Source organism: Acinetobacter sp. YH01003 (assembly GCF_013420525.1).
Classification (GTDB): domain Bacteria; phylum Pseudomonadota; class Gammaproteobacteria; order Pseudomonadales; family Moraxellaceae; genus Acinetobacter; species Acinetobacter towneri.
Map to the genome: position 1 here is coordinate 105,335 of NZ_VOXY01000001.1, position 12,166 is coordinate 117,500.

Sequence of the window (12,166 nt, forward strand, 5' to 3'; positions counted from 1 at the left end):
CACATCAATACGGTCAAAATAGGCAAGTTCAGTTATGACTTATGCTGTATCTTTAAAATTAAAACCAGAAACATATCAAAGATTTCAACACATTCATCAACAACTCAATGCAGGTGAATCGGAAAGTTTATCTAAAGCTTTGGGGGCGGTACTGACCGATATTTCTTGTGAAATTATTGAGCAACTTTTTGGTGAATTGTCACGTTCTAGTCATTCACTGGATGGTGAATCTGAAAAAATTATTCAGCAAGTCATACAAACCATGCAAAAATATATGCCATGGTCGGTGTCGTTTTTTGGCAATGAACGCTTAACGCCTATGGTGAATTATCTGGCAAGCATGATGTATCAGCAGGAAGGGCAAGGTTTTGTGACTTATCCTGTCGATAGTATTGTTATGAAAGAAACGTTGGGTTGTATTGAGCAAATTCGGCAGGGCAACAGTGCATGTATTGCGCCTGCATTTAAAGGGTTTACTCAAATTATTGATCAGGGCGTGGGTTATTTAATTCGTGATCCGAAAAAAATGCTGAAATTTAATTTGGTGGTCGATAAAACTTTAAACGGCGTGATTCATTTGACTACGCAACTGGGGTATAAACGCCTAGAAAAAATGGGTGCGCAATTCGATTTGGAAAGTGCAGAGATATATTTAAACCATTTTCTTGGGTTTTTGCAGCATCCTGCAAAACCTAAGACTTAAATTTTGATGACTTAAATTTTTAAATAACGCGGACAAACGGTTATGGCAAAACGGGAAAATTTGGAACATAAAGTGGTGTGGATTACAGGTGCATCTTCTGGCATTGGTAAGGCATTGGCAAAAGAGTGTGCTTTACAAGGTGCACAAGTGATTTTAACCGCACGTCGTTATGAAGAACTTGAAAAAGTACGCGTGAGTTTACTGAATCCTGAACGTCATCTTTCTGTATGTGCAGATATTACCAATGAAAGTCAGGTGTTACATGCGTATGAACAAGTTTTGGCACGTAAAGGACGCATTGACTGGCTAATTAATAATGCAGGTTTAAGTCAGCGCGCTTTAATTGCCGATACCACTATGCAGACTGAACGCACCATTATGGAAGTGGATTATTTTTCTCAGGTCTTTCTGACCAAAACTGTCTTGCCGACCTTTTTACAGCAAAAACATGGTCGCATTATTTTTGTATCTAGTGTTGCAGCATTATTGGGTACGCAATATCGCGCGTCATATTCTGCAGCGAAAAGTGCCATTCACATGTGGGCGAATAGTTTGCGTGCCGAAGTAGCGGAGCAGGGCGTACAGGTTTCAGTTGTTTTCCCAGGATTTGTGAATACCAATGTGTCTTTTAATGCGTTGAATGGTGAAGGCAAACCACAAGGACATCAAGATGAAGCCATTGAAAATGGTTTAGATGCCGATGTTTTTGCTAAAAATACAGTTAAAGCACTCATGGCAGGCGATGAATATATCGTGGTCGGGGGCGCTAAAGAAAAACTGGGCGTGTTGGTGTCGCGTTTATCGCCAAGTACTTTATATAAAATGATTCGTAAAACCAAAGTGAAGTAATTTTTAATCAAAGTGACTTCAAAATAAAATAATAAAAACAAAAAGAAGGATGAGCCATGCGTTTAATAATGAAAGGTTTTTTTATCAGCGCGTGGCTTTTCGCTTTCTTAGGGATGACTCAAACGACATTTGCCAAATTACAAACAAACGATGATTCGTTGTGTAAACAACCTGAATATATTGAAAAGATTTTACGACAGCACACAAATACAACCACAGTGAATGAGGACTTTTTGGCTTGTGCAGATTTCCCCAATGTTACTGAACAAACTTTAATTGCTTATGCTGAAACTCAGACAAAAGATGATCAACCTGTAGATGATTATCAGCTGACTTTTTTAACCGTAAATAGTAAAACGCAAAAGCTTCATTCAATCTATCACGTGAAAGAGCTTTTGCCTTCAGATGCAATTGAACTGCGTTCTATCCAATTAGATTTGGCGCCGTATCAAGTTTCTGAAAGCTTAAGGGCAATTGGTTTAAGAAGGAATTATGCAGGACGTTCAAGTGCCAATCCATTTTCGGCGCAAGTACTCGATTTATATGATTTACAACATAACAAGAAAATTTTAAACGGCTTAATCGTAGCGCGCTATCAGGCAGAAACCGATACACGTTGTAATGCCAAAGTAATAGAAAGCAAAGCTATTTTAATGATCTTGCGAAATACAACTCGACAATATTTTGATATGCAATTACGTGATCGTATTCAACATTATGAAATGTCGGGCGATTTAGAAAATTGCAAAGAAACTAAACGAGTGTCTACTCAACAGCGTTTCACTTTAAAATTTGATGGTCGGCAATATCAAATTCCTCAGCCTTATCGAGATCAGTATTTATACTAAATTCTTTACAAACGCTGAAAGATGTACTCAGCGTTTTGCAGAGAATTGACTAACGCTATTTTGAACCGCCGTTCCATAAGCAAAGACTTCGACCATGCCGCCTTGCATCCCCAATTCTGTGGTGCTTAAACGCAGCCCCATAATATGATTTGCGCCCATTTTTTCAGCTTCTAATTTTAAACGGACGATGGCTTCACGACGCGCCCGCTCGACAATACTTTCATAACTGGTCAAGCGCCCGCCAAAGAAGTTCTGAATATTGGCAATCACAAACTTAAAATAATCATGAGAAATGACCACATTGCTGTGTATCAATTGCCCAAAATTGGGACTGGTCTGGAAGCGGTTATTATCAATCTGAATATAACTTAAACGCAGTTCTTGCTCGGCTAAATATTTGAAATGTTTGCGTTCGTTGTGTCGCCCAAAACCAAAGCCTACGGCAAATAAAATCGCAAAGACAACAATTTGCAGAATTAAATTATCCATGTGATGTTATTCCTGTTCAATAATCTTTGCTTTAGTGTGATGCTGGAAATGGGTCTGGAAGTTTAGGAATATCTGCCTCGACCACCACTGCTGTACCATAAACAAACAATTCCGAAGCACCTTGAGCGATATTTGAAGTAGAAAAGCGAATCCCAACAATAGCATTGGCACCTAAACCACGTGCTTTAGCAATCATACGATCCATCGCTTCTTGGCGTGATTCTTCTAGTAATTCGGTATAAGCCGTTAATTCACCACCGACAATATTTTTGAGTCCTGCCAAGAAGTCACGCCCCACATGCTTACTGCGTACGGTGCTGCCATAGACCACATCAATTTGCCGTGAAATACGATGACCTGGTACAGATTCAAGATTACTAAGCAACATAAGATTCTAATATTTAAAAACAAGACGTATTGAAGATATGAAATGTGCTTGCAAAAAGCAATAAAAAAGCCCACCGAAGTGAGCTGATTTAGTCTTTATATCTGAGCTGTTAAGCAGCAAATTTAAGGTAGACGCAAAGACTTATTGCGCTTTACGTTCTGCCGATGATGCAGGTTGTGATGTGGCATCTGAAGTATTGGCTTTCACACCGCCACCCAAAGATTTATACAACTCCACCTGATTGTTCAAATTGGCTTGTTCCAACAACAATAAACCTTGTTCTGCTGCATAAGACGTACGCTGTGCATCCAACACGGTTAAATAGTTGTCAATGCCTGCGCGGAAGCGTGCATTAGATAATTTATAAGTGGTATTGGTCGCATCAACCAAGCGTTTTTGTGCCGCTAAACGATCACCAATATTTTGACGAACTGCCAAAGCATCATTCACTTCACGGAATGCAGACTGAATTGATTTTTCATAGTCAGCCAAAGCAATTTGTTGATCCGTTTCTGAAATTTTGATGTTGGCTTGGCGTGTGCCCCAATCAAAAATTGGCAAGTCGATGCTCGGGCCCACTGCCCAAACAAAACTGCCTGATTTAAACAAATCACTCAAGTCAGTTGATGCATAGCCTGCATTGCCCGTGAGGCTAATGCTTGGGAATAAACGTGCTTTTGCTGCACCAATATTGGCACCCGCAGCCGATAGTCGATACTCTGCAGTACGAATATCAGGACGGTTATTCAGCAAGTCACTTGGTAAGCCAGCGCCAATTGCGGTAGTTTTGGTAATGTGCGTCACACGCTGCGTTGGCAATAACGCACTTGGAACTTGTTCGCCCACCAACAAGTTCAGCAAGTTTTGTGCTTGCGCGACTTGGGTTTTGTAGTTGGCGACATCATTACGTGCAGTTTCAACTGAAATTTGTGCCTGACGGACAGGTAATTCACTATCAATGCCGACATCAAAACGCTTTTTGTTGAGGTTATAAGACTCAAGCTGTGTTTTTAAGGTTTGGTCTGCCAGTTTTAAATTGGCATTGGCAAAAGAATAGTTGAGCCATGCTTGCGCCACCTGACCAATCAAGGCAATTTGTGTGGCATCACGCGAGCTTTGAGTTGCCAAGAAGTTATCTAATGCATTGTCTTTTAAGCTGCGTACACGACCCCAAAAATCTAGTTCGTAGGCAGTTACACCTAAACCAACGTTATAGCGTGTGTGTGTGCCTAAAACAGTACCTTGGTCTTGACGCAGTACGCCACCGCTAGCACCAATGGTAGGTAACTGGTTGTTTTCGGTAATTTGATAGGCTTGTTGGGCACGTTGGATATTCAGCGTCGCTGTGCGTAAATCACGGTTATTGTTCAATGCCATATCCAAAACTTGTAATAAGCGTTGATCGGCAAAGAAATCTTTATAACCTTGTTCAGCCACTGAAGTACCCGATGCAGCAGCAGTATAGCTGCTTGGAATACTTGCCTGAGCGACGGGCTCTGGCCCACGCATACTTTGACAAGCTGTCAAAGCAAGCGCGAGGGCAGAAACCGCAATACCACGGCCTGTATGCGACCATAAGTTTTGCATCACGATACATGCTCCTGATTATTTTGTTGTTTTGGTTTGTATTTAAAGATACTTCTAATCCAGACATAGAATACAGGAATAAAGAAGATCCCTAACAAGGTTGAGCTAATCACACCACCTAACACACCATAACCTACTGAGTGTTGGCTACCTGCACCCGCACCTGATGAAAGTGCAAGCGGCAATACACCAAAACCAAAGGCCAAAGTGGTCATAATGATTGGGCGTAAACGCATTTTTGCAGCATGCAAGGTCGCTTCAAACAGGTCTTCACCTTTTTCTTGTAGCTCTTTGGCAAATTCCACAATCAAAATCGCGTTTTTGGCTGATAAACCAATCACGGCAATAATTGCCACTTGGAAGTAAATGTTGTTGGATAGGTTCGGGTTTTTGAACAAGATCATGCCCCCGAAGGTGAGCAATAATGCTCCGACAATACCCAACGGTACCACCAACAGCACCGAGAATGGAATAGACCAGCTTTCATACAAGGCTGCCAAACACAAGAATACAATCAGTAATGACAGTGCATAGAGGAATGGTGCCTGATCGCCCGATTCACGTTCTTCAAGTGATAAACCTGTCCATTCATAGTCAAAGCCGTTTAAGCCCATAGATGGAAGTTTTGCGACAATTTCTTCCATCGCTTGCATGGCTTCACCAGAGCTGACACCTGGCGCAGGTGCACCCTGAATGTTCTTGGCAGATACGCCGTTATAGCGTTCCAAACGAGGTGAACCATAAGTCCATTCACCTGTTGCAAAGGCAGAGAATGGCACCATTTCACCACGGTTGTTGCGGACATACCACTTGTTCAGGTCTTCAGGCATCATGCGTGAATCAGATTCGGCTTGCACATAGACTTTTTTCACGCGACCACGGTCAATAAAGTCATTGATGTACGAACCACCCCAAGCCATGCCCATGGTGCTGTTGATTTCAGCAATGCTGACACCTGCCGCACCTGCTTGCGCTTGGTCAATAATAATACGGTACTGTGGTGTATCTTCTTGACCATTTGGACGTACGCCCATTAAGCGAGGGTCTTTAGATGCTTCACCCAACACAATATTACGTGCCATGGTGAGTTTTTCATGACCATTGCCCGCAGCATCTTTCAGTTGCAAGTTAAAGCCTGAGCTGACACCTAATTCTGGCATCGCAGGAAGCTGTAATGGCATGATGTAAGTGGCATCTTTCACAATCATGTTCAGTGCCATACCACGCTGGATAATTGCACCAACTTGAGATTCAGGGCTTGTACGCTCACTCCAGTCTTTTAACTTAATGAACGCCATACCTGCGTTTTGACCAACGCCTGAGAAAGAGAAGCCTGAAACACTAAATACCGACTGCACATGCTCTTTTTCATTTTCTCTGAAAAAGTTGGTCATGCTGGTCATGGTGGCGTCAGTACGTTCCAAAGTTGCATTTGGTGGGAGTTGTACCAATGTCATCACCACGCCCTGATCTTCATCAGGCAAGAATGATGATGGTAGTTTTTGGAACACTAACACAATAATGCCCAGTACCACTGCATATAAAACCCCCGAGAAGATTTTATGATGCGTCATGCGGTTAACACCACCTTGATATTTAACCGAGAGCTTATCGAAACTGCGGTTAAACCAGCGGAAGAAACGCGCAAAAATACCGTTGCTTTCAGGCTTGTTTGGATCGTGTTGTTTAAGAATCGTGGCACATAGGGCAGGGGTAAAGGTCAACGCTACGACCAGTGACAACACCATTGCAGTCACAAGCGTAATTGAGAATTGACGATAAATAACGCCTGTAGTCCCACCAAAGAATGCCATAGGTACGAATACCGCAGACAATACCGAGGTAATCCCGATCAGTGCGCCTGAAATCTGTTTCATCGACTTTTCAGTCGCCGCCACAGGGTCAAGATGTTCTTCGACCATGACACGTTCTACGTTTTCCACCACGACAATTGCGTCATCGACCAATAGACCAATCGCCAGTACCATGGCAAACATGGTCAGGGTGTTAATCGAGAAGCCAAACATGTTGATCACGGCAAAGGTACCCAGTACCACCACAGGTACGGCCATAGTTGGAATAATTGTGGCGCGCCAGTTCTGCAAGAACAGGAACATCACAATAAAGACCAAAATGATCGCTTCAATTAAGGTTTTAACAACACTCTTAATCGAAAGTTCAATAAATGGCGTGGTATCAAAAGCCAACTCATCCTTTAAACCCGCAGGGTAGTTAGGACGTAATTGCTTGAGGCGTTCTTCCACAGCAGCAGCAGTATCTAGGGCGTTAGCACCTGTAGATAATTTAATTGCGACACCGCCCGCAGGCTTGCCGTTGTATTTAGAAATAAACTGATAGTTGTCTGCACCAAGTTCAATTCGTGCCACATCACCCAAGCGCACTTGAGCGCCTGAAGCGGTATTTTTTAGAAAAATATTGCTGAATTGTTCAGGTGTTTGCAGCAAGCTTTGCGCAGTTACTGTAGCATTCAAAGCCTGACCTTGAATTGCAGGTGCGCCGCCCAATTGACCTACCGCAACCTGTGCGTTTTGGGTACGAATCGCTTGAGCAATATCACTTGGTGTGACTTGCAAGCTCGCCATTTTGGCAGGGTCCATCCAAATACGCATCGCGTATGAGCCACCAAAGACTTGTACTTCACCCACACCTGCAACACGGCTCAGCGGTTCAGAAATGTTAGAGTTAACATAGTCTTTAATATCATCGGCAGACAGGCTTTCATCAGGTGAATAAAAAGCGAGAACCTGTAAGAAGCTCGCTCCTGATTTGGTCACTTTCACGCCTTGACGTTGCACATCATCAGGCAAGAGCGCCGTAGCAGATTGCAATTTGTTCTGTACTTGAACCTGTGCAATATCTGGGTCGATACCTTGTTCAAAGTTTAACGTAATGGATGCAGAACCGTTCCCCGCACTGTTGGATGAAATATAGCGCAGACCATCCAAACCGTTCATTTGTTGTTCAATAATTTGCGTTACTGTGTTTTCCACAGTTTCAGCAGATGCACCCGGATAGGTTGCAGCAATGGTGACCGTTGGCGGTGCAATGGTCGGATATTGGGCAATTGGCATATTGGTGAGGGTAATAATCCCCGCCAACATGATTACCAATGAAATCACCCATGCAAAAATGGGGCGATGAATAAAAAAGTGAGCCATTAACGTCTACTCCTTATGTATTTGAAGTAGCTTTTGATTCAGTTGCTTGGGCTTCTGAGGCTGGTTTGGCATCCCCCGATTTTGCTGGTGCAGCAGGTGCAGCTTGAGGAGCAGCGCCTTGCGGTTGATACGGCTTAGCGACCACTTGCTGTTCAGGTTTTACTTTGGCAATACCTTCGACAATCACTTTATCGCCAGTTTGCAAACCTTCAGTCACAATCCAGTTGCTGCCTTGCGTACCAACTGTGGTCACAGGACGCGGTTCAACAATACCTTTGGCATTCACAATCATTGCCATTGCCTGACCTGTTGGGGTACGGCTAATCGCAGCTTGTGGAATTAAGATTGCGTTAGGAATCACACCTTGCACAATTTGCGCAGTGGCAAACATACCCGGCAATAATAAATGATTTGAATTTGGGAACACGGCGCGTAAAGTCACGGTGCCTGTTTCTGGGTTCACGCTGGCATCAGAAAAAGCCAAACGACCTTCAACAGGGTAGTAGCTGCCATCTTCAAGTTTTAATTTTACTTTGGTGTTGTTGCTGCTATTTAAACTACCTTGACTCAATTGCTGACGTAAACGTAGTAACTCTGCGCTGGACTGATTGATGTCTACATAAATTGGGTCTAAGCGTTGAATCGTCACCAATGGTTCCGCCTGACTAGCCGTAACCAATGCACCAGCAGTTACGGTAGAGCGGTTGGTTTGCCCTGAAATTGGGGCACGTACAGTCGAATAGCCTAGGTTAATTTCGGCATTGCGTACTTCTGCTTGAGTCGCAGCAACATCGGCTTCGGCAAGTTTTACCTGTGCCACAATGTCATCATATTCTTGTTTAGAGATTGCATTGCTGCCTACCAACTGACGGTAACGACCTTCTTTAATGCGTAACACATTCAATTGCGCTTGCTGGCGGGTGAGTGCTGCACGGCTACTGTCTAGACTGGCACGGTTGGTACGTGAGTCAATTTCATAAAGCGCCTGACCTTCACGTACGTAGCTGCCTTCGGTAAATAAGCGTTTCAGAACCACACCACTGGTTTGTGGGCGAACTTCTGAAATTTCAAAGGCTGTGGTACGTCCAGACAGTTCTACAGACTGTTCCACGCTTTGTGGCTGTGCCACCAGTACGCCAACCTCAGTCGGTGGCATTTGCTGAGCTGCACCTGCTTGCTGTGCATCTTTTGGATCTTTGCTACAACCCACAAGTGCTAAACTTGTGGCTAATGCGCAAGCAGTCAGGGCAGGAGCCCAAAGCTTTGCAGACATCATTCTTTCACCTCTATTAGATTTTTATCTAAACTTATATATTGGTTTGTCTTGCAGATATTGAGCGCAAAACAGATACCACAATGTGATCCAAATAAAACTTATGCTCCAACCAGAGAGGACATCTGAAGGATAGTGCACTCCCAGATACACACGGGAAATGCCCATCAGCAACATCCACAACCATGCACATACAGATAAAATTTTATGCGCTGGATGTTGCAAACTCAGGTAAATCACCAAACAACCTAAAGTTGCAGCATAGAAACTATGGGCGCTTGGAAATGATGTGCCAAAAGTTTCCACTAAATGCAATGCTTCAGGCGGGCGAGGTCGCGCGAATAGGTATTTGAGCAGCCATGAAAGCGCAATACTTACGACCAGTCCTACACTGATAAAAACAATTTTTGTGTATTTTTTATACCATGCCAAATAGAAACACCATAGGCAGGTTAAAAATAATACAAATGGCATGCCACCTAATACAGAAAGTGTGATTGCCAATTGATTCAAATGTGCGGTGCGCTGGGTACTTAAAAATTCCACACTGGCAACATCAAATTGTTGCCAACTTGGAATGTTTAGCACTAACACACTGATTATAAATAGTAAACTACCGAGATAAAGCAGTATTTTAGGCATGCTAAAAATCCCTGTAAGTTTAACCGATTTGAGCACGGTTGATGAATGGAATAAAGTGTACTAGTCAGTACACTTTATTTCAAGCCAATGTAAATGAGAAGAATTTCTTTTTTTGTTACTTTGTGCGCAATGTAAATGTGCACTAAATTTTAGCATTTCGTTCAGTATTTGAGGATGAATCGTCATCCACTGTAATTGGTTGTTTCGGTGGCCAAAAGAAATCACTTGGACGGGTTAAGAAGTGAGTCAGCACCAATTTTGCCAAAGGTTTCCACTGTTCAAAACGTACCCGACGCGCACGCAATGCCACAATAATGGTTAAAGTAAAGCTGACAAATAAGTTGGTTAAACCAATTAGCAGTACGCCTAAAAAGGACACAATAATCAGGCCAATTTCAGGTGAGCCATTAATATTCATTAAACCCTGAATAAAGTTGGCAGAAGCGAAGGCAATGTGGCGAATATCAATCGGTAAACCCAAAATATAACCCAGTGTGGCGGTACTGCCGAGCATAATCCCGAACAGGAAATTACCTGCCAAAGCCCCTAAGTTTCGTTCTATATAATTGGCAAATATATTGAGACGTTCTTGCCCGAGTAGCTTTTTTAAATGCAGATGGGCTTTTAGGCGTGGCCCGACTTTACGATACACGGCCATGTTATCGAAATAACCTGCAATCAAACCAGACAGAAATAAAAATACCCCTGCAATGGCGGCATGTGGAATGGCAAGTGAAGTAAACGGATTCAAGTCGTGCAGCATATTGGATGCTTTGGCATGTGACATCAACGGTTCATGCAACATGGCATCCCAACTAAAAGCAATTAAGGCTGCGACTGGAATGGCAATCGAGATATTGCCCAAAATGGCGACGAACTGCGTGCGGATAATATTAATAATTAAGGCAGCAAGTTCGGCAATTTGTGCCATTTTAGAGCCTTTACGATGCTGTACCGTAGAAGCCAATGCTGCAGCAGTCATTGCGGGTTGTTTGGTGGCAACAGTAAAGTGCAAGACATGAATCAGCATAAAACCAAATGAATAAATCATGCTGTTGATGATGGCCTGCATCATCGGAGCGAGCACTAAACGCGAGGCGAGGGTTTTTAAAGTCGCCATCGTGGCAATTAAAACACCTGCACCTGCCGCAGCTTTATACATGCCCCAAAAGCCGTCTTTGTCGGTACTTACATAATGCTCACCCGTTTTACTAGCATTTTCAGTGACTTGTAAGGCAATTAACTCACTGTTTTCTGCAAGCAAGGAGCGTACACTGCGTTCGCTATACAATGCCGCAGTTACATCTACCAGTAATTGTCCTGCCGAAACATAACGGACTTTGTCTTGCGCCACGATTAAATTTAGCAACAGCTCAATCCGCTCTAAACATTGTTCCAGTAAAGACAATAAATAAGTCAGGCTGATACTGACGCCAGTACGTTTAGTCGCACGACGAATTTTACTGCTGACATCATGACATTGGTCAATCATTACCAAAGCTTGAGAGGCATCGGGTGGTTGAATGGCACTGATTTGATCGTGTTGTTGATCGGCAACTTTATAAAGCTGAATAAACTCGTTGATTTCGCGGTTTTGTGCCAAAAAAGGTGAATCATATTCACTTAGTTCAGGATAGGCACTAATAAATTCAGGATATAAACCAATGCCGCTGACCCGATATGACAGCACTGTTAGAGCTTTAATAATTTCACTGCGAATCAGGCGTTTTTGTGTTTGTCCGCCATGTCCGCGATTCAGTAAAGTAAATAATTGCTGCCATTCGGTATCTTCAATATTGTCGAGCCAGTATTTATCACTACGTAGTGGAAAAACTCGACGGACTAAATCTTGCAGTTGGCTTTCATCATTAATCAGCGGTAAAAAGTGCGCGCCCAAACGCTGAAACAACTGATTCCAAAAACCATCGAGCGATAAAATTCCCGTGTCGGCATATAAACTGGTTTGTTTGTATTGATTGATTAGACGTAAAACAAAATGTTGCAAGGTTGAGCTGGCATCGGGTGTCAGCAGCAAGGCTTGTAAGAAAGCTTGAAACTTTTGATGAGTTTCTTCTAAATCTTGAGTGTCACTAGGACGGATACGATTGACCAGTTCAATCAGCAGATTTTCATCCAGAACAGCTTTTGGTGTATCCAGCTGTTCTTGCATTTTTCTAAATAAATCGTTGAGTTTTATATGCATAAGCT

Annotated in this window: 10 protein-coding genes; 3 read left to right on the forward strand and 7 right to left on the reverse strand. The window is 42.9% G+C overall.

The features are described from left to right. The first annotated feature begins 34 nt into the window (after positions 1-34). From FTT70_RS00510 to FTT70_RS00520, 3 genes are read left to right on the forward strand one after another with little or no spacing between them, the layout of a single operon-like run. Positions 35-703 carry a hypothetical protein gene (locus FTT70_RS00510; RefSeq protein WP_004972289.1) on the forward strand — a complete coding sequence of 223 codons (669 nt, stop codon included), beginning with the start codon at positions 35-37 and terminating at the stop codon, positions 701-703. Positions 704-745: 42 nt separating this feature from the next. Then, positions 746-1,552: an SDR family NAD(P)-dependent oxidoreductase gene (locus tag FTT70_RS00515; RefSeq protein ID WP_004972288.1), complete on the forward strand. Its 807-nt coding sequence runs from the start codon at positions 746-748 to the stop codon at positions 1,550-1,552. Positions 1,553-1,608: 56 nt separating this feature from the next. Then, a complete protein-coding gene (locus tag FTT70_RS00520; protein ID WP_180168173.1) occupies positions 1,609-2,400 on the forward strand; it encodes a hypothetical protein in 792 nt (263 codons plus the stop codon). A 27-nt stretch (positions 2,401-2,427) separates the two neighbouring features. On the opposite strand, the gene FTT70_RS00525 is transcribed toward FTT70_RS00520, so the two are convergent. From FTT70_RS00525 to FTT70_RS00555, 7 genes are all read right to left on the reverse strand, one after another. Beyond that, complete coding sequence (locus FTT70_RS00525) at positions 2,428-2,889, reverse strand: YbjQ family protein (protein WP_004972286.1); 462 nt, start codon at positions 2,887-2,889, stop codon at positions 2,428-2,430. Positions 2,890-2,920: 31 nt separating this feature from the next. Beyond that, positions 2,921-3,277 carry a YbjQ family protein gene (locus FTT70_RS00530; RefSeq protein ID WP_004972285.1) on the reverse strand — a complete coding sequence of 119 codons (357 nt, stop codon included), beginning with the start codon at positions 3,275-3,277 and terminating at the stop codon, positions 2,921-2,923. A 141-nt stretch (positions 3,278-3,418) separates the two neighbouring features. Next, positions 3,419-4,864, reverse strand: coding sequence for a multidrug efflux RND transporter AdeIJK outer membrane channel subunit AdeK (gene adeK, locus FTT70_RS00535; RefSeq protein ID WP_180168282.1), 1,446 nt, complete (start codon positions 4,862-4,864; stop codon positions 3,419-3,421). Then, entirely contained in the window at positions 4,864-8,043 is a 3,180-nt protein-coding gene (locus FTT70_RS00540) for an efflux RND transporter permease subunit (protein ID WP_004972283.1), read from the reverse strand. The genes adeK and FTT70_RS00540 overlap by 1 nt, the downstream gene beginning before the upstream one ends. A 13-nt stretch (positions 8,044-8,056) precedes the next feature. Further along, positions 8,057-9,319 carry an efflux RND transporter periplasmic adaptor subunit gene (locus FTT70_RS00545; protein WP_004972282.1) on the reverse strand — a complete coding sequence of 421 codons (1,263 nt, stop codon included), beginning with the start codon at positions 9,317-9,319 and terminating at the stop codon, positions 8,057-8,059. Between the two features lie 21 nt (positions 9,320-9,340). Continuing rightward, entirely contained in the window at positions 9,341-9,958 is a 618-nt protein-coding gene (locus tag FTT70_RS00550; protein ID WP_180168174.1) for a phosphatase PAP2 family protein, read from the reverse strand. Positions 9,959-10,100: 142 nt separating this feature from the next. Then, the gene (locus tag FTT70_RS00555; protein WP_004972279.1) at positions 10,101-12,161 is read right to left on the reverse strand and encodes a site-specific recombinase; all 2,061 of its coding nucleotides are present in this window, start codon (positions 12,159-12,161) and stop codon (positions 10,101-10,103) included. Between the last annotated feature and the right edge of the window lie 5 nt (positions 12,162-12,166).